Annotated in this window: 18 protein-coding genes; 8 read left to right on the top strand and 10 right to left on the bottom strand. The window is 73.0% G+C overall.

From position 1 onward, the window contains the following. The first annotated feature begins 372 nt into the window (after positions 1-372). Together PSH03_RS16580 and PSH03_RS16575 are read left to right on the top strand one after the other, a co-directional pair. On the top strand, positions 373-1,644 hold the full coding sequence (locus tag PSH03_RS16580) for a glycosyltransferase family 4 protein (protein ID WP_238689730.1): 1,272 nt from the start codon (positions 373-375) through the stop codon (positions 1,642-1,644). Positions 1,645-1,779: 135 nt separating this feature from the next. Beyond that, complete coding sequence (locus PSH03_RS16575; protein ID WP_210784227.1) at positions 1,780-2,424, top strand: maleylpyruvate isomerase N-terminal domain-containing protein; 645 nt, start codon at positions 1,780-1,782, stop codon at positions 2,422-2,424. A 115-nt stretch (positions 2,425-2,539) separates the two neighbouring features. Here PSH03_RS16575 and PSH03_RS16570 read toward each other — a convergent pair whose 3' ends face one another. The 4 genes from PSH03_RS16570 to PSH03_RS16555 all read right to left on the bottom strand — a co-directional run bounded on the left by PSH03_RS16570 (position 2,540) and on the right by PSH03_RS16555 (position 7,654). Continuing rightward, positions 2,540-3,823 (bottom strand): citrate synthase, encoded by a 1,284-nt coding sequence (locus PSH03_RS16570; RefSeq protein ID WP_124854565.1) that lies wholly within the window; start codon positions 3,821-3,823, stop codon positions 2,540-2,542. Positions 3,824-4,009: 186 nt separating this feature from the next. After that, the gene (locus PSH03_RS16565; RefSeq protein WP_238689729.1) at positions 4,010-6,001 is read right to left on the bottom strand and encodes a sulfatase-like hydrolase/transferase; all 1,992 of its coding nucleotides are present in this window, start codon (positions 5,999-6,001) and stop codon (positions 4,010-4,012) included. 55 nt (positions 6,002-6,056) lie between these two features. After that, positions 6,057-7,487, bottom strand: a complete 1,431-nt coding sequence (locus PSH03_RS16560) for a class I SAM-dependent methyltransferase (protein ID WP_238689668.1) — start codon at positions 7,485-7,487, stop codon at positions 6,057-6,059. Positions 7,488-7,504: 17 nt separating this feature from the next. After that, positions 7,505-7,654, bottom strand: coding sequence for a hypothetical protein (locus tag PSH03_RS16555; protein ID WP_165947858.1), 150 nt, complete (start codon positions 7,652-7,654; stop codon positions 7,505-7,507). Between the two features lie 201 nt (positions 7,655-7,855). Here PSH03_RS16555 and PSH03_RS16550 point away from each other — a divergent pair, with 201 nt between their 5' ends. Next, positions 7,856-8,704, top strand: a complete 849-nt coding sequence (locus tag PSH03_RS16550; protein ID WP_238689728.1) for an arginase family protein — start codon at positions 7,856-7,858, stop codon at positions 8,702-8,704. Between the two features lie 4 nt (positions 8,705-8,708). On the opposite strand, the gene PSH03_RS32900 is transcribed toward PSH03_RS16550, so the two are convergent. Further along, positions 8,709-10,550 carry a glycoside hydrolase family 15 protein gene (locus tag PSH03_RS32900; protein WP_238689667.1) on the bottom strand — a complete coding sequence of 614 codons (1,842 nt, stop codon included), beginning with the start codon at positions 10,548-10,550 and terminating at the stop codon, positions 8,709-8,711. Between the two features lie 68 nt (positions 10,551-10,618). Here PSH03_RS32900 and PSH03_RS16540 point away from each other — a divergent pair, with 68 nt between their 5' ends. The 3 genes from PSH03_RS16540 to PSH03_RS16530 are packed head-to-tail and all read left to right on the top strand — an operon-like array spanning position 10,619 to position 13,391. Next, complete coding sequence (locus tag PSH03_RS16540) at positions 10,619-11,836, top strand: D-arabinono-1,4-lactone oxidase (RefSeq protein WP_238689666.1); 1,218 nt, start codon at positions 10,619-10,621, stop codon at positions 11,834-11,836. Next, positions 11,833-12,207 carry a sensory rhodopsin transducer gene (locus tag PSH03_RS16535; RefSeq protein ID WP_112680675.1) on the top strand — a complete coding sequence of 125 codons (375 nt, stop codon included), beginning with the start codon at positions 11,833-11,835 and terminating at the stop codon, positions 12,205-12,207. The genes PSH03_RS16540 and PSH03_RS16535 overlap by 4 nt, the downstream gene beginning before the upstream one ends. 47 nt (positions 12,208-12,254) lie before the next feature. Beyond that, a complete protein-coding gene (locus PSH03_RS16530) occupies positions 12,255-13,391 on the top strand; it encodes an FUSC family protein (RefSeq protein ID WP_238689665.1) in 1,137 nt (378 codons plus the stop codon). A 12-nt stretch (positions 13,392-13,403) separates the two neighbouring features. Here the strand turns inward: PSH03_RS16530 and PSH03_RS16525 are convergent, their stop codons facing one another. From PSH03_RS16525 to PSH03_RS16505, 5 genes are all read right to left on the bottom strand, one after another. Beyond that, positions 13,404-14,666 (bottom strand): glycosyltransferase, encoded by a 1,263-nt coding sequence (locus PSH03_RS16525; RefSeq protein WP_238689664.1) that lies wholly within the window; start codon positions 14,664-14,666, stop codon positions 13,404-13,406. After that, positions 14,663-16,891 carry an ArnT family glycosyltransferase gene (locus tag PSH03_RS16520; protein ID WP_238689663.1) on the bottom strand — a complete coding sequence of 743 codons (2,229 nt, stop codon included), beginning with the start codon at positions 16,889-16,891 and terminating at the stop codon, positions 14,663-14,665. The genes PSH03_RS16525 and PSH03_RS16520 overlap by 4 nt, the downstream gene beginning before the upstream one ends. Before the next feature lie 44 nt (positions 16,892-16,935). Then, positions 16,936-18,441, bottom strand: coding sequence for a sensor histidine kinase (locus tag PSH03_RS16515; RefSeq protein WP_238689662.1), 1,506 nt, complete (start codon positions 18,439-18,441; stop codon positions 16,936-16,938). After that, positions 18,419-19,159, bottom strand: coding sequence for a response regulator transcription factor (locus tag PSH03_RS16510; RefSeq protein WP_372494781.1), 741 nt, complete (start codon positions 19,157-19,159; stop codon positions 18,419-18,421). Before PSH03_RS16510 ends, PSH03_RS16515 begins: the two co-directional genes overlap by 23 nt. Before the next feature lie 119 nt (positions 19,160-19,278). Then, positions 19,279-19,509: a DUF8847 domain-containing protein gene (locus PSH03_RS16505; RefSeq protein ID WP_091408172.1), complete on the bottom strand. Its 231-nt coding sequence runs from the start codon at positions 19,507-19,509 to the stop codon at positions 19,279-19,281. A gap of 200 nt (positions 19,510-19,709) precedes the next feature. Between PSH03_RS16505 and PSH03_RS16500 the strand changes: the two genes are divergently transcribed. After that, the gene (locus PSH03_RS16500; RefSeq protein WP_210785152.1) at positions 19,710-20,657 is read left to right on the top strand and encodes a serine/threonine-protein kinase; all 948 of its coding nucleotides are present in this window, start codon (positions 19,710-19,712) and stop codon (positions 20,655-20,657) included. Between the two features lie 70 nt (positions 20,658-20,727). Beyond that, positions 20,728-21,153, top strand: coding sequence for an OsmC family protein (locus PSH03_RS16495; protein ID WP_030332593.1), 426 nt, complete (start codon positions 20,728-20,730; stop codon positions 21,151-21,153). The last annotated feature ends 370 nt before the right edge of the window (positions 21,154-21,523 follow it).

The following is a 21,523-nucleotide window of genomic DNA, read 5'->3' as shown; positions in this document are numbered from 1 at the left end:
AAAACCGCCCGTCTGATGCGCGCTACACCGATCGGGTGTCCTCCGTCACGATGGCCCTTTTCGAGGTGCGTTCTCGGGTCCTATGCACTTTCCTTGACCGGGGACAAGCGTTCGCGCGTGCCCGCCTGGCCATCTGCCACCCCTTACACCTCTCGCTCCGCCGCCACTGACGTCGGCGCGCCTCACCATGCATGGACGGAGACTGATGTGACAGTGCGGGTCGACGAGCAGCTCGCTGCCACCAAGGACCGGGCCCACCGGCCCACCCTGACCTCCCGGCCCCCCGCGCAGCCCGGTCCGACCGCGCAGCCCGGCACGCCCGTGCAGGCGCAGTCCGGCCCCGGGGTGCCCCCGCAGACCCGCCGCATCCTCATGCTGTCCTGGGAGTACCCGCCGGTGCTCGTCGGCGGTCTCGGTCGACACGTGCACGCCCTCTCGGTCGCCCTCGCCGCCGCCGGCCACGAGGTCACCGTCGTCACCCGCCACTCCGACGGCGCACCCCTGGAGGAGTACGCCGACGGCGTGCGCATCCTGCGCGCCCCCGAGGACCCGGTCACCTTCCCCCTCGCCACCGGCTCCCTGCTGGCCTGGACCATGGCCTTCAACCACACCCTCACCCGCACCGCCCTGCGCGCCGCCCAGGCCGGCTCCTACGACGTCATCCACGCCCACGACTGGCTCGTCGCGCACACCGCGATGACGTTGCGCGACCACCTGGACATCCCGCTGGTCAGCACGATCCACGCCACCGAGGCCGGCCGGCACCAGGGCTGGCTGCCGGAGGAGATGAACCGCACCATCCACGGTGTCGAGCAGTGGCTCAGCAGCGAGTCCAACCGGGTGATCGTCTGCTCCGGGTACATGCGCGACGAGGTGAACGCGCTGTTCGGCGTACCGGCCGGACGGGTCGACGTGGTCGCCAACGGCGTGGAGCCGCACCGCTGGCGGGTGCCCGCGCGTGCCGTGGCCGCCGCCCGCGCCCGCTTCGCCGGCAACGGCCCGCTGGTCACCTTCGCCGGCCGCCTGGTGTACGAGAAGGGCGTCCAGCACCTGATCGCCGCGCTGCCCCGGCTGCGCGAGCGGCACCCCGGCCTGCGTGCCGTGATCGCCGGTGACGGCCCGTACCGCGCCGAGTTGGAGGCCGAGGTGCACCGCCGCGGCCTCGGCGGCATGGTCACCATGCCGGGCTTCCTCGGCGGCACCGACCTGCCGGCGCTGATGGCCGCGTCCGACTGCTTCGCCGTGCCGAGCATCTACGAGCCGTTCGGCATGGTGGCACTGGAGGGCGCCGCGGCCGGCGCTCCCCTGGCCGTCGCCGCCACCGGTGGCCTCGGCGAGATCGTCGAGCCGGGCGTCACCGGGATGACCTTCCGTCCGCACGACCCGGGCAGCCTCACCGACGCCGTGGACGCGCTGCTGTCGGACGCCGACCGTTCCCGCGTCATGGCCCGCCGCGCCCGCCGGATGGTCCACGACCAGTACGGCTGGGCCGCGATCGCCCAGCGCACCGCCGCCAGCTACGCCGCAGCCATCCACCACGACGCCGCGTTCACCGCCGAGCGCGCCGAGCAGCGGATGTCGCAGGGTAGCGCCCTCCCGGCGCTCCCCGAGGGCAACCTGCTCGCCGCCGCCGGCCTGCGCTGACCCCTCCCCGAGCCAGGCCCGATTCCGGTTCAGCCGGGACTCGGGCCTGGCTCGGGCTCGGGCGGGGTCGATCCTGGTGTGGCGAGCGCTCCGCGCTGCCCGGCGGCTGTCGGTCGGGGCTGCCAGAATGTGCGGATGTCTCGTCCTGTCGACGCCCTGGATGCCAGCTTTCCGGTCGCCGCCTCGATCGCGTTGGACCTGATCCGACGCCCCGAGGTGACCGAGCGGTGGTCGAGCCCGAGCGCCCTGCCACACCTGTCCGTGGGTGGGCTGGCGTGCCACCTGGGACGTCAGGCGGTCCGTGCGGCGGAGCTACTGCCGATGCCGACGGACCTGCCGGTCCTGGAGTCGGCCGACAACCACTACGAGCGGGCCGCCTGGGTCTCCGAGGGGTCCCCGGACAAGAACACTGTCGCGTCCGGCCCCGACGAGGCCGACGCCGTACGCGGGCCGGCCGATCTGCACGCCCGTTCCGCCCAGGCGCTGACGGAGGTCGGCGACCTGCTCTCGCGGGGTGCCGCTCGTGACGTCGTGCCGATCCCGTGGCAGGGCTGGGCCCTTCCGCGCGGCGAGTTCCTGCTCACCCGCCAGTTGGAGATCGTGGTCCATTCCGACGACCTCGCGGTGAGCGTCGGCCTGCCCACGCCGGAGTTCCCGGCGGATGTCTTCGACCCCGTACGCGACCTGCTGGTCCGGCTGGCCGTGCGCCGCCGTGGCCAGTCCGCGCTGATCAGCGCGCTGAGTCGCAGCGAGCGGGCCCAGGACATCTCCGCCTTCTGAGCCCCGGCGTCACCCGTTCGTGATCGACTCATGCCGGGGACAGCTCGGGGCGCGGAAACGCGGCAGGCCGTCGACCTGGAGGGGTCGACGGCCTGCTCGTTTAGCGAGGAGCGGGTCAGCGCTCGCCGAAGGGGACGTAGTCCCGCTCGGCGGAGCCGACGTAGACCTGCCGCGGACGGCCGATCTTGGTCTCCGGGTCGTTGATCATCTCGCGCCACTGGGCGATCCAGCCGGGCAGCCGGCCGAGGGCGAAGAGCACCGTGAACATCTTGGTCGGGAAACCCATGGCCTTGTAGATCAGGCCGGTGTAGAAGTCCACGTTCGGGTAGAGCCGACGGGAGACGAAGAAGTCGTCGGCGAGGGCGATCTCCTCCAGCTCCATGGCGATGTCCAGCAGCGGGTCGGGCTTGGCCATCCGGCCCAGCACGTCCTGCGCGGCCTTCTTGACGATCGCCGCCCGCGGGTCGTAGTTCTTGTAGACCCGGTGGCCGAAGCCCATCAGCTTGACGCCGTCCTGCTTGTCCTTGACCTTGCGGACGAAGGACCGGACGTCGCCGTCGCCGGCGTGGATCTGCTGCAGCATCTCCAGCACCGCCTGGTTGGCGCCACCGTGCAGGGGGCCGAACAGCGCGTTCACGCCGGCCGAGACCGAGGCGAACAGGTTGGCGTTGCTGGAGCCGACCAGGCGGACGGTCGACGTGGAGCAGTTCTGCTCGTGGTCGGCGTGCAGGACGAAGAGCATGTCCAGCACCTTCGACATCACCGGGTCGACCTCGTACGGCTCCGCCGGCACGCCGAACGTCATCCGCAGCAGGTTGTCCACGTACCCCAGCGAGTTGTCCGGGTACAGCAGCGGCTGACCGATGGACTTCTTGTACGCGTACGAGGCGATGGTGGGGACCTTCGCCATCAGCCGGACCGTGGAGATCTCCACGTGCTCGGAGTCGAACGGGTCCAGGCTGTCCTGGTAGAAGGTGGACAGGGCGCTCACCGCGGACGAGAGCACCGCCATCGGGTGGGCGTCCCGGGGGAAGCCGTCGAAGAAGCGGCGCATCTCCTCGTGCAGCAGCGAGTGCCGCCGAATCCACTCGGTGAACTCGGTCAGCTGCTGCTCGGTCGGCAGCTCACCGTAGATGAGCAGGTAGGAGACCTCCAGGAAGGAGGACTTCTCGGCCAGCTGCTCGATCGGGTACCCCCGGTAACGCAGGATGCCCGCGTCGCCGTCGATGTAGGTGATCGCGGATGAGGCAGCGGCGGTGTTGACGAAACCGGGGTCGTACGTGGTCATCCCGGTTTCCTTCAGCAGCTTGCTCACCCCGACACCGGCGGGGCCCTCGACCGCAGGATGCACCGGCATCGACAGCTGCCCACCGGGGTGATCGAGCTTGACTTCCGTCATGTGGTTCCTCGCTTCGCCGGCAGATCTACGTTGAATTGCCTTCGCTTCTACCGTAATTGCGGCTCGGGGGACAACGTCCGCCGTGGTTCGGCGGTGAGGTATGCGTCACCCGATTCCCGACCGGGCGGCCGGGAAACCCGGCATCCCGCCAGACGGGACCGGACCGGACCGAACCCGCAAGCCAGGTCACGACAGGGTGAGGCGTCGCAGCGTACCGTCCGTCGCGACCTGGAAGACGTCGAGCTGGTTGGTGCCGGCGTGGAACAGCTTGTCGTCGGCGAGCAGCGCGGCGAACCGGCGTCCGCCGAGGTCGGCCGGCACCACCGGGACGACGGCCCCGATGCGGCCGTTGACGGCGACGGCGAGGAGTGTGCCGTCCGGGATCCGGTCCGGGACGTCGCCCCAGACCAGTGCCGGGAGGGTGCCGGTGTCCGGGTCCGTGGCGGTGAACGCGGCCAGGTCGGCGACCCGGGCGCTGCCGGCGGCGGGGCCGGCGCGGACCTCGGTGCCGACCAGGGGGTGGGGTGTCGGCAGGGGTGGCGGGGCGGGCACGCCACCGGGGAAGGTGACCGGTTCGCCGGGGCGGTCGTAGAAGTGTTTCGTGCCGTCGGTGCGGGGGGCCTGGCGGGCGGAGCGCCCGTCGACCCGCCAGGGCAGCCGGACGCCGGCCTCGTCGGCCACTGTCGGCAGCAGGTCGACGTGTTCCCAGTTGCGGTCGTCCACCCGGCCGGCCTGCTGCCGGGGTTCCTTGACAAACGTCGGCACCCAGGCGACCTCGCCGGCGGCGGCCTTGATGGCGTCCATGCCCCGGCCCTGCGCGCCGGGGCGGAAGCTGACCCCGTGGTCGGCGGTCACCACGACGAGGGCCTGGTCGTAGAGGCCGCTGGCGCGCAGCGTCCGCAGCGTCTCGCCGATGAGCCGGTCGGTGTAGCCGAGCTGGGCGAGGTGCCGCTGCCGGGCCAGGTCGACCCACCCGGCACCGTTGTTGGGCAGGTCCTCGGGGGCGTCGTAGCGCGCCCCGGACGGCAGGTACGCCCACGGTGAGTGCGGCATCAGCAGGTGTAGGAAGTGCAGGGTGGGCCGGGTCGTCGGCTTCAGCCCGGCGAGGAAGCTGGTGAACCGGGCCGGTTGGTTGTCGTCCAGGCTGTCCCAGCGGAACTTCGGGTCGGCCGGCACCGGTTCGGCGGCGTCCAGGCCGGCTTCGGCGCGGGTCTGCTCGCGGTAGGAGTCCTCCGGGTCGACAGCGCTCTCCGTGGGCCCGGCGACCCGGCCGAGCAGCTTGCCGGTCTCCCGGACCAGCACGCCGAGCCCCTGCTCGGGGGTGACCGGCTGCTCGCAGCGACTGGGCGGGCAGAGCCGGGTGATGCTCTCCTCGGCGCGGATGTCGTACAGGCCGCCGAAGGCGGTGAAGATGTTGTCCGGGTACTGCGAGTAGTGCGGGGCTACCGGCTTGGCCGGGTAGCGGCCGGTGAGCATCGCCGGCAGCGCGTTGGGCGTCCATCCGCTGACCCCGGTGGAGTTGCGGTACCAGGTGGAGGCGCCGGCCAGCTCGGCGAAGTGCGGGTACCGCCCGGCGTCGATCTTCCCGTCCGCGCCGAGCAGGCTGACCAGTGGCAGCTCGTCGAGGATCAGCATGACCACCGGCGGGTGCACGGCCGAGCCCTGCGCGGTGCCGGCCGCGCCGCCGTCGCCGCGCGGCAGGACCACCGCCGAGGTGGGCGAGGCGAGCAGGAAGAGCGCCACGAAGGCCACCGGGCCGGCGGCGGCCAGTCGCAGCACCCGGCCCGGCGCCCGCCACCGCCGGTGCGCGGCCGCGCCGGCGGCTCCGACCAGCACGGCCACCAGCAGCAGCGGTACGCCCCGAAGTGGCGCGACGTGTCGGCCCACCTGCACGGCGAGGGCGGCGACCAGCAGCCCGACCAGCCCGGTGTGGGCGAGGGCGCGGGCGGTCCGGCCGGCCAGTCGGCTGAGCGCGCCGAGCACCGCCACCGCAGCCGTGGGGAGCACCGTCACCAGGGCGAGCAGCAGCAGGATCTGGGCCGGGTCGGCGCGGTGGAAGAGGAAGAAGTCGGGGCTGCGGCCGAGCACGTCCAGCAGTGGCTGGGTGACCACGAGACCGACCAGCGCGACGATCTCCAGCAGCCGGCCCAGCTCACCTCGCCAGCCCCGGTCCCACAGTGCGGGGGCCGGCGGCGGCCGGTGGTCCGCGGCCGGCGGGTCGACGGAAGCCGGTTCAGCCACCCATCACCGTCCGGTACAGCGTGCGGGTTCCCGAGGGCAGTTCCAGCCGATCGGTGATCCGTCCGCGGGCGGCGAGCAACGTCTCGAAGGTGTCGCGTCGGTAGTCCGGGAAGAGACCGGCGGGCTTGTTGGCCAGCAGCCGGGTCGCCATCGGGTCCTCCGGGTGCACGAACTCCACCACCACCGCGCCGCCCGGCGCGGTCAGCCCGGCCAGCCAGTCGATGACCTCCGGCAGCGGCACGTTGCGCCCGATCGCCAGGTGGTGCACCACGGCCAGGGCGAGCACCACGTCGGCGGACGCCCGCTCGGCGAAGCCGGCCCGCTCGACGCCCCGCCAGCCGCCACCCGGTGAGGGGTCGGCCAGGTCCAGCACCAGCGGCAGGATGCGGCGCTGCCCCTCGGAGCGCAGCTGCCGGTACAGCTCGTCGACGACTGTGGGGTCCTGCTCGACGGCGACCACGTAGTCGGCGTGCCCGGCCGCCAGCCGGGAGTACCGGCCGTCGTTGGCGCCGAGGTCGAGCACCAGGCGGGGGCGGGTGCCGGCGGCGACAGCGACGGCCACGAACTGCTCCTTCGCCACCCGGTCGCGGGCCGAGTAGCCGCAGGTGCGTTGGTAGTCCGACCAGTGGCTCTCGGGCGGGCGGCGGTCCAGCTTGCCGACCAGTTTCTCGATGCCGCGTACGGTGGCGAGCAGCAGCTCCCGGGAGAAGCCGGCGGCCCGCAGTTGGTCGCGTACCTCAGTGGTGCTGGCGGCGGCGTTGCGGTGCTGCATGGCCCCGTGCAGGTGCAGGTGGGTCAGCACGCCGGGGCGCAGCCGGCGGGCCCCGTTGAACAGTGGCCGTAGCTCGTCGGCCTCGATGCCGTCGACCCGGGCACGCAGCCACGGTTGGAAGTCGACGCCCAGGTGGGCGGTGAGCATCAGCGGGTAGAGCACGGTCTGGCAGAACTGCCGGTAGCCGGCCCACGGTTCGCCGTCCCGCATCGGCTCGAAGGAGCCGATGTCGATGAAGACCGGTTGGGCGCCGCGCCACTGGAGGTTGTACGCCGAGCCGTCCTTCGTGGTGAAACCCTCGCCGAGCGCGGCGGTCAGGATCTCCAGGTGCAGCAGGGCGGCGTCGCGCAGCATGCTGAACGACCACTCGTACGGGTGGGAGACGAACGGGATGCGCTCGTGGCGCAGCACGGCCGCCCACGGTGTCCCGGTCGCGGCCGGCACCAGGGTGGGCGGGGCGTCCTCGGTGGCGCAGACCTTGCGCGCGGCGACCAGCGCCGGGAAGAACGTGCTGCTGGTCAGCGCCCGCCAGTGCGCGGCGGCCTGGGGGTCCAGCCCGCGCAGCACCTCGTCGCCGACGTGGAAGACCCGGTTGGCGGGGTCGCGGAAGGAGGCCGGCTCGGGCCGTACCTCGGTGGGTGAGATCGCCATCGTCGGGGCTGGCCCGCTCAGCGCTGGTCGGTGGGTTGCCGGCGGAACCGGTCGACCAGCCGTCGCCAGTAGAGTTTCGCGGCGACCGCGGCGCCAGCCACCCCACCGACGACAGCCTGCACGATCAGGCTGCCGGACCCCGCGTCCAGGTAGGCCAGATGTTCCACCGATCGCTCCTTGCCCTCGCCGCCTCGATACCGGCGTCCCAGGGCGTACACCGATGAGGCTTTTGACCCATAAAGCCGGACTTGTCCCTCACCGTACGCCGGTCGTCGTCGCTGTCGCGGGCACATCGGCGTACTCCCAGCCACACCACAGAATGCGGCCGGGACGGCCGGCCGCGCCGGTACGCTGCGGACGTGCGCTGGATGATCGTGGACGCGCCGCTGGACTCCTCCGGAGCCGGGCGCGGCGAGGAGCGGGCCCCGGCCGCGCTGCGCCGCGCCGGCCTGCGCGAGGCCCTGGCCGCCGACGACGACGGGCGGATCGACGAGGCGCGGTTGCGCGACCCGAACCGCGACCCGGCCAGCGGGGTGATCGGCGCGGCGGGCCTGGTCCGGGCCGGCGGCGCCATCGCCGCGCGCATCGGCGCACTGATCGCGGACGGCCACCGACCACTGGTGCTCGGCGGCGACTGCGCGATCCTGCCCGGCGTCTGCCGGGCCCTACCCCCGGCGACCGACCTGTGGTTCGTCGACGCCCACCCGGACTTCCTCGACGGCACGACCTCACCGACGGGTGAGGCCGCCGACATGGACCTCTCGGTTGTCACCGGGTGCGGCCCCGCCGCCGCCGTCGGTCCCGGCGGCACGCTGATCGAGCCCGGCCGCGTCCACCTGCTCGGGCACCGCCCGGCCACCGACGAGAGCAGCCGGGTCGAGGCGGCCCGGATCGACCCGGCGATCCACCAGATCAACGCCGCCGAGCTGCGGCGACGGGGCGCCGCGACGGTCGGCGCGAGCCTCGCCGCCGACGGGGACGGCCCGGCCTGGCTGCACCTCGACCTGGACGTGGTGGACCCGCGCGACCTGCCCGCGGTGACCTACCCCGAACCGGACGGCCCGCGCTGGGCAGACCTGATCGCGCTGGTCACGCCGCTGGCCCGCGCCGACCGGCTGCTCGGGATGAGCGTGACCGACCTGAACACCGACGAGGACCCCGACGGGCGGCACACCCGACGGGTCGTCGAGGTCCTCACCGAGATGCTGGTCGGCTGACCGGTCAGCCGTCGGCCGTTCCCGGTCGCGCGGTGAGCTCCGCCCACGCGTGCAGCGCGTCGCGGTCGCCGGCGCCATCGAGGTTCAGCGCCGCCTCGATCAACGCGAGGTGGGTGAATGCCTGCGGGTAGTTGCCCAGCGCGGTGCCATCGGCGTCGAGCTGCTCGGCGTACAGGCCGAGCGGCCCGGCGTACGCGCAGAGCCGGTCGAACAGCTCGGCGGCCTGCTCGCGCCGCCCGGCCAGGACCAGTGCGGAGACCAGCTCGAAGGAGCAGAGCAGGAACGCGCCCTCCTCGCCGGGCAACCCGTCGTCGGCCGTGTACCGGCGGATGAGCGCCGGGGCGATGGCGAGATCCCGGCGGATGCGGTCGATGGTGGCCACCACCAGCGGGTCGCCACCGGCAAGGAACCCGACCAGGGGCATCCGGAGCAACGACGCGTCGAGTTCGGTCGAGTCGTACGCCAGCACGAAGCTGCCGACGTCACTGTCGAAGCCCCGCTCGATGACGTCGGCGTGCACGGCGTCGCGTTCCCCGCTCCACCGCTGCACTGGTGCGTCGTGGTCCCCGACCAGGCCGGCGAGGCGGATACCCCGGTCGAGGCAGACCCAGGCCATCATCTTCGAGTTGACGTAGTGCCGCAGCGGCCCCCGGATCTCCCAGATGCCGTGGTCCGGCTCCCGCCACCGGGTGGCCATGGTGTCGACGTGCCGGCGCAGCACCTGCCACTGCGCGCCGGTCAACTCCCCGGTGAGCTGCTGGTACGACAGCGCGGCGTCGAGCACGTGCCCGTACGTGTCGAACTGGAGCTGCTCGGCGGCCTCGTTGCCGATGCGCACCGGCCGCGAGCCGGCGTACCCGTCGAGGTGATCGAGGATCTCCTCCTCGCGGGTCACCCCGTGGATCCCGACGAGTGGGCTGAGGACGTCGCCCGCCCCGCCGCACGTGGTGAGCAGGAAGTGCAGGTAGCGACGACCCTCCTCGGCGTGGCCCAACCGGAACAGGGCGAGCAGCAGCAACGCGGCGTCGCGGTGCCAGGTGTAGCGGTAGTCCCAGTTGCGGACCCCGCCGATCTCCTCGGGCAGCGAGGCGGTGGGCGCGGCGAGCAACGCCCCGGTCTCGTCGAACGACAGGCCCCGCAGGACGGCGGCGCTGTGCCGCACCTGCTCGCTGCCCTGGCCGGTGTAGTCGGCGCGGTCCGACCACTCCCGCCAGGTGCGGCAGGTCTGCTCCAGCAGGTCGGCCGGGTCGACCTCGTCGATGCGGCCCGGGCCGTAGCCGAGCAGCACGTCGATCGTCTGCCCCGCCCGCAGCACCACCTCGGTACGTACCGTCGCGCCGTCGACCCGAAACGGCAGCGCCGAGCGGAGCCGCAGCCCCGCCTCGGCGGCCACCCACTGGTCGTCGTCCCGGTGCCAGTCGACCGCGCGGGCGCCGTACCCGGGGCGTGGCGTCACCTCGGCACGCACCCGCATCGACCCGGCACGCACGTGCAGGCGGCGCACCAACAGCTTGTCCGCGCGGAACGGCTGTGCGGCATCACCGGCCCGTACGGCGAGGAAGTCCTGACCGACGGCGCTGCCACCGGCGGCGCGGTACGCGCTCTCCACGACCAGGGTGCCGGGCAGGTACCGGCGGACCGGCGCGGCGTCAGCGGCGACGGAGAGGGTGAACGCGCCACCGACGCGACGGTCCAGCAGCCGCGCGAAGAGCGCGTCACCCTCGAAGTGCGGCACACAGAACCAGTCGACCACGCCGTCCGCGCCGATCAGCGCCCCGGTGTGGGTGTCGGAGAGGAACGCGTACGAGTCGATCGGCGGCGTGTTCGCGGAGCCGAAGGCCGGCACGCGGCTCCTTACCCGGCGGGCCGGCACGGAAACGCGACTACCGGTCGCGTCGACGGGTAGTCGGCCGGATGCGACAGTTCGTCAACTGGTCCGGCAGCCTTTCGTTCACCCCGCGGGAGCTCGCCGAGCCGGCGGACGAGGACGCGGTACGGGAGTTGGTGGTGCGGGCACGCCAGGACGGCAGGACGATCCGCCCGGTGGGCTCCGGCCACTCGTCGAGCCCACTGGCGCGCACCGACGACATCCTGCTCAGCGTGGATCGGCTCGCCGGAGTCATCACCGAGGACGCCGATCGGGCGCGGGTGTGGGCGGGCACCAAGCTCAAGGCCCTCGGTGAGGGGTTGTACGACGCCGGGCTGGCCATGGACAACCTCGGCGACGTGGACTACCAGTCGATCGCCGGCGCGACCGCCACCGGCACGCACGGCACCGGCATCGGTTTCGGCAACCTGTGCACCCAGGTGACCGGCGTTCGCCTGGTCACCGGCACCGGCGAGGTTCTCGACATCTCGGCCGACGACAACGCGGACCTGTTGCCGGCGGCCCGGCTGTCGCTGGGCGCTCTCGGAGTGGTCACCCAGGTCACCCTGGACGTGCAACCGCACTACGAGTTGCACCGCCGGGCGTGGTGCGCGCACATCGACTGGACCCTCGACCACCTGGCCGAATTGCAGCACACCAACCGCAACATGGACTTCTACTGGTACCCGCGCAGCGACGAGACACAGATCCGCACCCTGAACCGCACCGACAGGGGCTCCGACGTGCGGGTGTGGGCCGCGCCGCGGGTGCCGGACTCCGGCCCGTGGGGCGCACCCCACGAGATCCGGTCCGGTCCGATCCACCGCACCATCCCGCAGGAGCGGCACCTGCGGTTCGAGGAGATCGAGTACATGCTGCCGTCGGAGGCGTTCCCCGCCTGCTTCGCCGAGGTCCGGCGGCGGATCCTGCAACGGCACCGCGCTGTTGTCGGCTGGCGGGTACTGGTGCGCAGCATCGCCGCCGACGACATCTGGTTGAGCAACGCGTACGGCCGGCCGACCACCACCATCGCCTGCCTCCAGAACACCTCGCTGCCGTACGAGGACTACTTCCGGGACATGGAGGCGGTCTTCCGGCAGTACGGTGGCCGGCCGCACTGGGGCAAGAAGCACTGGTTGACCGCCGGTGACCTGAGGCCCCTCTATCCGCGCTGGGACGACTTCCGGGACGCCCGCCGCCGACTCGACCCGGACGGGGTGTTCCTCAGCCCCGACCTCGCCCGGCTGCTGGAGGAGAGCCGATGACCGAGATCGGCGCCCGCGTGTGGGTCGTGCCGGGCGGGCACATCCCGTTCCCCAGCAACGGCCCCGAGCCGGCCTTCACCAGCTTCGATCAGCTGTGCGTCCTCAACGCCACCGGCACCCGCGCCGACGCCGAGCTGCACCTCTACTACGAGGACACCGAGCCGGTCGGCCCGTACGCCATCACCGTCGACGCCCACCGGGTACGACATGTTCGGCTCAACGACCTGATCGACCCGGAAGCGGTACGGCTCGACCGACCGTACGGCTGTGTGTTGCGCTCCACGGTGCCGGTGGTGGTGCAGTTCCTGCGCCAGGACAGCCGGCTGCCGGGGGTCGTCGCGATCGCTGCGGCCATGGCGTACCCGGCGTAACGGTTCGGCGCAGGTTCGCTCGTGGGCCGGGCCGGGTACCCCCGGCCATGAAACCAACGGCCGCGGCGACCGGGGCGCGAACGGCGGCGGGCAACCTGCGGACTCGCGTCGCGCGGGCCGGCCGGCAGAGCGGCCAGCGGATCCGGCTCTACCTGATCGTGGCGCTCCAGGCCGGCCTGGCCGCCGCCCTGGCCTGGCTGGTGGCCAGCGAGCTGTTCGGTAACCCGGAGCCGACGTTCGCGCCGGCCGCGGCGGTCGGCGTCATCGCGGCGTCGCTGGGCAAACGTGCTCACCGCGCCCCGGAGTTGGTCGCCGGGGTGGTGCTCGGCATCGGCGTGGGTGACCTGTTGATCAGCCTGTTCGGCACCGGCCCGTGGCAGACCGGTGTGATCGTCTTCCTGGCGATCGCGGCGTCGGTGCTGGTACGCGGCACCGGCGCGCTGATGACTCAGGCCGGTGGTACCGCCGTTCTCGTCGCCACGCTGACCCCGACCGCGCCGGACCTGGAACTGCCCCGCACTGTCAACGCGCTGGTCGGCGGAGCGGCCGGACTGTTCGTGATGCTCGTCCTGCTGCCCCTCAACCCGATGCGGATGGTGCGCCGCTCCGCCGAGCCCGCCCTGGACCTGTTCGCCCGGGAGATGACGGCCTCCGCGCAGGCGCTGGCCGAGTCGGACTGGGACGGAGCGCGGGCGGTGTTGGACCGGATGCGCGACGCCGACCCGCAACTGCGACAGCTCGTCGCCGTGACGACCGCCGCCGACGAGGTGGTTCGGCTCTCCCCGGTGCGCTGGCGACGACGCCGGGCAATCGCCGCGTACCGGCGCGGGGTGACGCACATGGAACGGGCCTTCCGCAACAGCCGGGGTCTGGTGCGCCGGATCGGCACCGCCCTGCGCGACGAGGAACCGGTGCCGGCGGCCCTGCCCGCGGCGGTGGAGCACCTCGGCGAATCGGTCCGGCTGCTGCACCGGGAGTTCGTCGCCGGGCAGGAACCGGTGCAGGCCCGGGAGCGGGTGCTGCACGCGGTCCGGGAGGCGGGCGTGGCGTGCCGGCAGGACCTGGGCTTCTCCGGGACGATAGTGGTCTCCCAGCTGCGCACCGCCGCCAACGACCTCCTGCGGGCCACCGGCGTGCCCCGGGACGAGGCACGCCGGTTGGTCCGCGAAGCCGCCGCCGGCTGACCGGTCGACGCCTCAGGTACGCCGATGGTGCATGCCGAGGCGCAGCAGCACGAACCGCAGCACCGTGGCGGCCAGGTTCGCGGCCACCAGCACGGCCAGCTCCACCGGCCGGGCCGGTACGGCGGAGACGACGTGCAGCACCGCCAACGCGCCACTGGTCAACGCCAGACCGAGGGCGAAGGCCAGCAACCCCTGCGCGTGGTGCCGGGCGGCGTGCCGGCGTCCGCTGATGCCGAACGTGAGCCGCCGGTTCGCGGCCGTGTTCGCCACGGCGGTCGCCAGCAGCGCCACCAGGTTCGCCGGTTGCGCGCCGAGCAGACCCCGGGTGGCCACGAACAGCAGCAGGTACGCGAGCGTGCTCGCCACCCCGACCGCCGCGAACCGGACCAGCTGCCGGGGCAACCCGACCGGCACCTGCCCCGGCAGCGCCTGCCCCGGCAGCGCTTGGGCGGGCTGTGCAGGCGGCGCGGTGAGCGGCGCCCGGCCGAGTTGTGCGCGCAGGTCGGCCAGGGGCAGCGCGCCGGTCAGCAGCGCCCTGCCCAGCCGGCCCACGCCACGCAGGTCGGCCAGGGCGGTGGCCACGATGTCGACGCGGCTGTCCGGGTCGTCGACCCAGTCCACCGGCACCTCGTGGATGCGCAGCCCGGCCCGCTGGGCCAGCACCAGCAGCTCGGTGTCGAAGAACCAGCCGGTGTCCCGCACCAACGGCAGCAGTTCCACGGCCACGTCGGCGCGGATCGCCTTGAACCCGCACTGCGCGTCGGAGAACCGCGCCGCCAACGCCCCGCGCAGCAGCAGGTTGTAGGCCCGCGAGATCACCTCCCGCTTGGCGCCACGCACCACCCGGGAGGTACGCGCCAACCGGGTGCCGATAGCCAGGTCGGAGTGGCCGGAGATGAGCGGCGCGACCAGTGGCAGCAACGCCGCAAGATCGGTGGAGAGGTCCACGTCCATGTACGCCAGCACCGGCGCGGACGACGCCGACCACGCTGCGGAGAGCGCCCTCCCCCGCCCCTTGGCGTCCAGGTGCAGCACCTCGACGCCGGGCAGCTCACCGGCGAGGCCGTCGGCCACCTTCAGAGTGTCGTCGACGCTGGCGTTGTCGGCGATGGTGATCTGGAACGGGTACGGGAAGTTCGCGCTCAGGTGGGCGTGCAGCCGCCGTACGCACGGCCCGAGGTCGACCTCCTCGTTGTAGACCGGGATCACCACGTCCAGCACGACGGCCGTCGGTCGGGCCTGGACGGCGGCCCGTGGTCCGCCCAGCGCGGTCACGACGCCTCCGCACCGGCGCTGAGGTCGTAGACGGTGACCCCGTCGACGGTCTGCGTCGTGAACGTCTCCGCGACCCAGGCGGCGATCTCCTGGGAGGCCGAGCTGCCGCCGTTGGCCCGGAAGCCACCACCACCGACGAAGTAGTGGATCTTCTTGTCGGCCACGTAGCGCTGGAACTGCGCGAGGGTCGGTGAGGGGTCGCTGCCGTTGAACCCGCCGATCGGCATCACCGGTTCGCCGGTGGCGAGCTGATAGCCGGACGCGTTGTTCGAGCCGATGGTCGCCGCCACCCAGGTGTAGTCGGCACTGTCGTTCTGCAGCAGCTCGCGTAGCGCGGCGCTGGGCTCACGGGCGTCGAGCAGCCCGCCCATTCCCCCACCGGCCGAGCGCCCCTGGCCGCCGGTGGCACCGGGCCCGCCGTTGCGACCACCGCCGGGGAAGCCCGGCAGCTGACCGCCGTTCTGGCCGCCACCGTTCTGGCCCCCGCCCGGGAAGCCACCGGGGAACTGACCCCCGCCAGGGAAGCCACCGGGGAACTGGCCGCCGGCCGGCACCTCCATGCCACCAGGGGGTTGCCCACCGGGGAAGCCGCCCCGGCCGAACCCGCCCGCCACGGACGGGCCGGCGCTCGGGATCGACCCGGTGTGCGGGGTCGCGGCGGTCTGCACCGCGTACGCCACCGGGCCGGCGAGGGCCGCCGCCGCGCCGAGGCCCAGCACCACCGGCACCACCCGGCGGGGCAGCCGGGTGACCAGCAGGAGCAACACCGCCCCGACCAGGCCGGCGACGAGCACAGTGGTCCGCAGCCACGGGTACCAGTCGGGGCTGCGTCCGAGCAGCACCCACGCCCACCACACGGTCACCACGAGAGTGCCGGCGAGCGTCGCCGTGGCGGCGAGCGGGCGCAGGCGTTGCCACCGCGTGCCCCCCACGACGTCGTCGGCGGACGCGGGCAGCGAATCACCCGCTGACGTTTCGGCGACCCCAGCGACAGCCGAAGCTTGTCGCCGCTCGCGCCAGAGCAGCGTCACGCCGATGCCGACCAGCGCGCCGATCGCCGGTGCGAGCGCCACCGTGTAGTAGGCGTGGAAGATCCCGGACATGAAGCTGAAGATCAGACCGGTGACCAGCAGCCAGCCGCCCCAGAGCAGCAGCCCGGCCCGGGTGCGGTCGGTGCGGGTCGCCCTTCCGGCCAGCAGCAGGCCGACCACCAGCAGGATCAGCGCGGCCGGCAGCAGCCAGGAGACCTGACCACCGATCTCGCCGCCGAACATCCGCAGCACGCCGTTCTGCCCGGAGAACGGGCCACCGCCGCCACCCGGCCGCGCGCCACCGCCGCCGACGCTGCCGACCTCCTCGCCGGTGATCCGGCCGAGGCCGTTGTAGCCGAGGGTCAACTCCAGGATGCTGTTGCCCTGCGAGCCGCCGATGTACGGGCGGGCGCTGGCCGGCACCAGCTCGACCAGCGCCACCCACCAGCCGGCGGAGACCACCACCGCCAACCCGGCCAGCAGCAACTGCCGGACCCGCCGCCACAGCCCGGTCGGCGCGGCCAGCAGGTAGACGCCGGCGAAGACCGGCACCACCAGGAACGCCTGCAACATCTTGGTGAGGAAGCCGAAGCCGACCAGCACACCGACCAGCACGATCCACCGGGTGCTGGCCGTCTCCAGCGCGCGCACCGTGGCGTACGCCCCGGCGACCAGCAGCAGGACCAGCAGCGCGTCGGGGTTGTTGAACCGGAACATCAGCGTCGCCACCGGGGTGACCGCGAGGACCGCGCCGGCGATCAGACCGGCGGCCGGCCCGTACCAGCGCTTCACGGTCGCGTGGAGCACGCCGACCGAGGCGACGCCGCAGAGCGCCTGCGGCACGAGCATCGCCCAGCTGTTCAGGCCGAAGACGCGTACGGACAGGGCCATCAGCCACAGCGACGCGGGTGTCTTGTCGACGGTGATCGAGTTGGCGGCGTCCGACGAGCCGTAGAGGAACGCCTTCCAGCTCACCGAGCCGGCCTGCACGGCCGCGGCGTAGAACGAGTTCGCCCAGCCGGACGCGTCCAGGCCCCACAGGTAGAGCAGGCCGGTGGCGAGCAGCAGGATCGCCAGCGCGGGCCGGGCCCAGGCCGGCGGGCGGCGCGTCGGCGGCGAGTGCTCGTCGGGGCGTGCGGCAGTTGGCGGCTCGGGTTCGGCGGGTGCCGGCAACAGGGTCTCGGTTCTGTCCATGCGGCCAGCCTTGAGGGCTCGCCTGGCGCGACCCCGTGTGCGAACTATGCGTCAGCTGTGGGATTCGGCAGCCGGACGGTGAACACGGTCCGACCTGGACGGCTGTCCACCCCGACCGTGCCGTGGTGGGCCTCCACCACCGCCGCGACGATCGCGAGACCGAGGCCGGTGCTGCCGTGCGCGCGGGATCGGGAGCTGTCGCCCCTGGCGAACCGCTCGAACATCTCCGGTTGCAGCCTCACCGGCACCCCCGGCCCGTCGTCGGCGACGGTGAGCACGGCACTGGCGGCGTCGACGGCCAGCGTGGTGGTGACAGTGCTGCCGGGCGGGGTGTGCACCCGGGCGTTGGTGAGCAGGTTCGCCACCACCTGGTGCAGCCGGGCGGCGTCGCCGGGCACCCGGATCGCCACCTCGGGCAGTTCGAGCTGCCAGCGGTGCTCGGGGCCGGCGACGTGCGCGTCACTGACCGCGTCCACCACCAGGGCGGTCAGGTCCACCGGTTCCACAGCGAGCGGCCGGCCGGTGTCGAGGCGGGCCAGCAGCAGCAGGTCGTCGACGAGGCTGGTCATCCGGGTGCTCTCCGACTCCACCCGGCGCAGCGCGTGCGCCACGTCGGCGGGAACCTCGTCGCGGCCACGCCGGGCCACCTCGGCGTAGCCGCGGATCGCCGCGAGAGGCGTCCGCAGTTCGTGGCTGGCGTCGGCGACGAACTGGCGTACCCGGGTCTCGCTGGCCTGCCGGGCGGAGAGCGCGTCGGCGACGTGGCCCAGCATCCGGTTCAGCGCCGCGCCGACCTGGCCGACCTCGGTGCGTGGGTCGGTGTCGGCGGCCGGGACCCGGACGGCGAGCGCCACCTCCCCCCGGTCCAGGGGCAGCTCGGTGACGCGGGTGGCGGTGGCGGCCACCCGGTTGAGCGGTCGCAGGGTCGCCCGCACGATCAGCGCGCCCGCCACACCGGCGAGCAGCAGTCCGATCGCGGCCACCCCGGCCTGTGCGGCGACCAGCGCCCAGACGGTCTCCTGGACGCCGGAGAGGGGGATCGCGACGACACGTACCCGGCCGTCCCAGTACTGGCGGGCCACAGCCCGGTAGTCACCACGATCGCCGAGGTCGACGGTGTGCGGTCTGGCGTCGACAGGTAGGTCCGCCAGCACGGCGACCTCCCCCACCGCGACGGGCTGCTCGTCGGGGAACGGATCGGCGCTGGAGGCGCTGTTGGTCAGGGTCCGGGCGCTGGTCACGCGGCCGTCGCTGATCTCGGCGACCACCGTGCCGGACGGCAGCCCGGGTGGAATGCCCGGTCCGTTGCCCGGAAATGCCGGCCGCCCCGGCCGGTCGCCCCGCATGGCCGGCGCGGGGACCAGCTGAGCGTCGAGCCGGTCGATCAAAAAGTGCCGCAGCGCCACAGTGGTCAGGCCACCGATCGCGACGCTGACCAACGCCAGCAGCGCGAGCAGGGCGAACACCAGTCGGGTACGCAGGGAGCGCCCGGCCAGCCACCCCCGGGCGGCGCGCAGCGGGCGGCGCCTACTCGGCGGGTTTGAGGACATAGCCCGCACCGCGCAGCGTGTGGATCATCGGCGCGCGGCCGGCGTCGATCTTCTTGCGCAGGTACGAGATGTACAGCTCCACCACGTTGGCCTGGCCACCGAAGTCGTAGTTCCACACCCGGTCGAGGATCTGCGCCTTGCTGAGCACCCGGCGCGGGTTGCGCATCAGGTAACGCAGCAGCTCGAACTCGGTCGCGGTGAGGGTGACGAGCTGGCCGGCTCGCCGGACCTCGTGGCTGTCCTCGTCGAGGCTGAGGTCACCGACGGTCAGCACCGCCTCCTCCCGGGCGGCGATCGCCAGCCCGGAGCGGCGCAGCAGCGCGCGCAGCCGGGCGATCACCTCCTCCAGGCTGAACGGTTTGGTGACGTAGTCGTCGCCGCCGACGGTCAACCCGGCGATGCGTTCCTCGACCGCGTCGCGGGCGGTCAGGAAGAGCACCGGCACTGTGGGGGCGTGCTCGCGCAGCCGGCGCAGCACCTGGAAGCCGTCCAGGTCGGGCAGCATCACGTCGAGCACCACGGCGTCCGGCTGGAACTGTCGGGCGGTGCCCAGCGCCGCCATGCCGTTGCCGGCGGTGCGGACCTGCCAACCCTCGTAGCGCAGGGCCATCGACAGCAGGTCGGTGAGCGTGGGTTCGTCGTCGACCACCAACACCCGGACGGGTTCACCGTCGGGGCGACGCAACTCGATCCGGCTCGGCGCGGCCTGCCCGTTCATAACCATGGGCCCCATGGTGGCCGCCGCGCCTGTGCCGCGCCCCTGCGGAAGCTGTGCGCGAGCTGTACGGCCGGGCGGACGCGACGCCGGCGACACCACCGGTCAGCCCCGCCTCGTGGTCACTCGGACACCCCGTACGCGTCGGTGCGCACGAACCGCATGCTCCACCCGCCGGCCTCGTCGGGCCGGTCGCGCTCGTAGAGGTGGTCGGGGCCGGGCTGCACCGGGCCCGTGCCGTCCGGGTGCCGCATGATCCAACGTTGGGGCGGGGCGCCGTCCGACCCGGCCGGCAGCAGCCGGACCAGGCCGTCCGCTGGCCCACCGACGAAGCGTACGGTGACCTCGCTCATCGCGGCGTCCCCTCGGGTGACCATGCCGGCACAATCGGTGACACCGGCTCTGGCTCGCAAGCTACCGCACCCATCCCCCGTGGCGCAGCGAGGTGCGCGGGGCCGTCCGCCCCGAATCGGGCTCCGGTTTGCCCAGCTCGGCGCTCGGGTACCGGCACCTGAGCACCCGCCGTCGGCGGGGCGAGGGCGAGGAGCTGTCGATGCGGATGCTGGACGGGCGGTACCGGCTCGAACAGCGCATCGGTGTGGGCGGGATGTCCGAGGTGTGGCGGGCCTACGACCAGGTGCTGGACCGGCCGGTCGCGGTGAAGCTCATCTCGCCCGGCCGCGACGATCGGGACGGCCCGGTGGACCGGATCCGGGCGGAGGCCCGGTCGGCGGCCCGTCTGGAACATCCCAACGTGGCCAGCGTGCACGACTTCGGCACCTCCTCGACGTGGCCCGGCCGCCCGGTGCCCTACATCGTCATGGAGCTGGCCGAGGGTGAGACGCTCGCCGTGCACCTGCGTGCCGGGCCGCTGGACTGGCAGATCGCGGTGCGGGTCTGCGCGGAGGTCGCCGCCGCGCTGGCAGCCGCGCACGCCGAGGGCATCGTGCACCGGGACGTCAAGCCGGCAAACGTCATGCTCACCCCGACCGGGGTGAAGGTGCTCGACTTCGGCATCGCCATCGCCGCCGGTACGGCGGACCCGATGCCGACCGGGATGGTGCTGGGCACCCCGGCGTACCTGGCGCCCGAACAACTGGACGAGGCTCCGGCCACCCCCGCTGCCGACATGTACGCCCTCGGCGTGCTGCTCTACTACAGCCTCACCGCCCGCCTGCCCTACCGCGCGGCGACCGCCAGCGAACTGTTGCTCGTCCGCCGCCGTCGGCCACCGGAGCCGCTGCCCGACATCGCCGGGCTGCCGCCGGAGGTCGCCGAGCTGTGCCACTCCTGCCTCGCCGACGACCCCGAGCAGCGCCCGACCAGCCTGGTCGCCGCGTTGCTGCTGGCCGAGGCGGTCGACGCCCGGGTGTACGTGCCGATGACGATCCCGACGACCCGCCGGCCGGCCCCCACGTCGCCGTGGACCGAACGGGCCGCCGCCGAGGCCACCGAGGCGGTGGCTCTGGTGGACGAGCCGAACCTGCCCGCCGGGCGCTGACCCGACGCCGCACGGCGTTTCGCCGGGCGGCGAAGGGGTAGCCGGCCTGGTGAGCGACGGGAGAAACGCGATGCCGGATCAGAGTTCCTGGCTGCGTGAGGCCACAGCGACCGCCGAGGGCGGTCACGTACGCACCGACGATGGCGGGCTCTCCACCGCGCTGGCCTCACCGCTGGCGCCGCACTGCACCGGGCTGACTCCGGAACAGTTGCTGGCAGCGGCCTTCGCCTCCTGCCTGCACCACGCGGCGGTGGAGGTGGCCGGGGAGATCACCGACGAGGCGCACACGGTGCAGGTCCGGGCGGAGGCGAAGCTCGGGCGGGACAACGACGGCCGATACCGGGCCGACGTCCACGCGGAGATCTCCTCAGCCGGGCTGAGCCGAGACCAACTGGCCGACCTGGTCGAGTACGCCGACCGGCTCTGGCCGTTCTCCAGCGGCGACGCCAGCCGACACCGCCTGACCGTAACCCCAGCCGAGAACGGCCGCCACTAACTCCACGCCCCACCCCACCCACCCGCCACCCACACGCCCCACCGCGCCGATCTTGCACTTTCGGTCGTCGATATGAGGGGGATGCCCCTCTATGTCGCCACAGCAAGTGCAAGATCGCCGAGGTGGGGGCCTGGGGGGCCGGTTGGTGGAGGGGTGCCTCGGTTGTTCGGGTTAGTCGTGAAGGTGGGCGGAGGTGCGGCCGGCGGAGTGGCGGGGCGACCGCATTCCCCCGGCAAGTCGGGAATAACCGTCTGGAGTGATCCGCGAGGTTGATCAGCTTCGCGGTAGTTTTGCCCGCTAAAGTCAGCATGATCAGGGCAAATTGTGGCGCATGCCACCGTACGGGCTGATGGCATCGAGCATTCAGCTC

The organism is Micromonospora salmantinae (genome assembly GCF_022230905.1).
GTDB classification, from domain to species: Bacteria; Actinomycetota; Actinomycetes; order Mycobacteriales; family Micromonosporaceae; genus Micromonospora; species Micromonospora salmantinae.
Note: the sequence above shows the minus strand (reverse complement) of the source record. Positions and strands in the feature narration are given on the sequence as shown.

What these genes read in the sequence shown, in the direction of transcription:
- PSH03_RS16535 (WP_112680675.1), top strand. Translation starts at nt 11,833, where the DNA reads ATGACCGAGATCGGCGCCCGCGTGTGGGTCGTGCCGGGCGGGCACATC.
- PSH03_RS16560 (WP_238689668.1), bottom strand. Translation starts at nt 7,487, where the DNA reads ATGGCGATCTCACCCACCGAGGTACGGCCCGAGCCGGCCTCCTTCCGC.
- PSH03_RS16540 (WP_238689666.1), top strand. Translation starts at nt 10,619, where the DNA reads ATGCGACAGTTCGTCAACTGGTCCGGCAGCCTTTCGTTCACCCCGCGG.
- PSH03_RS16495 (WP_030332593.1), top strand. Translation starts at nt 20,728, where the DNA reads ATGCCGGATCAGAGTTCCTGGCTGCGTGAGGCCACAGCGACCGCCGAG.
- PSH03_RS16570 (WP_124854565.1), bottom strand. Translation starts at nt 3,823, where the DNA reads ATGACGGAAGTCAAGCTCGATCACCCCGGTGGGCAGCTGTCGATGCCG.
- PSH03_RS16550 (WP_238689728.1), top strand. Translation starts at nt 7,856, where the DNA reads ATGATCGTGGACGCGCCGCTGGACTCCTCCGGAGCCGGGCGCGGCGAG.
- PSH03_RS16580 (WP_238689730.1), top strand. Translation starts at nt 373, where the DNA reads ATGCTGTCCTGGGAGTACCCGCCGGTGCTCGTCGGCGGTCTCGGTCGA.
- PSH03_RS16510 (WP_372494781.1), bottom strand. Translation starts at nt 19,159, where the DNA reads ATGAACGGGCAGGCCGCGCCGAGCCGGATCGAGTTGCGTCGCCCCGAC.
- PSH03_RS16530 (WP_238689665.1), top strand. Translation starts at nt 12,255, where the DNA reads ATGAAACCAACGGCCGCGGCGACCGGGGCGCGAACGGCGGCGGGCAAC.
- PSH03_RS16515 (WP_238689662.1), bottom strand. Translation starts at nt 18,441, where the DNA reads ATGTCCTCAAACCCGCCGAGTAGGCGCCGCCCGCTGCGCGCCGCCCGG.
- PSH03_RS16505 (WP_091408172.1), bottom strand. Translation starts at nt 19,509, where the DNA reads ATGAGCGAGGTCACCGTACGCTTCGTCGGTGGGCCAGCGGACGGCCTG.
- PSH03_RS16575 (WP_210784227.1), top strand. Translation starts at nt 1,780, where the DNA reads ATGTCTCGTCCTGTCGACGCCCTGGATGCCAGCTTTCCGGTCGCCGCC.
- PSH03_RS16520 (WP_238689663.1), bottom strand. Translation starts at nt 16,891, where the DNA reads ATGGACAGAACCGAGACCCTGTTGCCGGCACCCGCCGAACCCGAGCCG.
- PSH03_RS16500 (WP_210785152.1), top strand. Translation starts at nt 19,710, where the DNA reads ATGCGGATGCTGGACGGGCGGTACCGGCTCGAACAGCGCATCGGTGTG.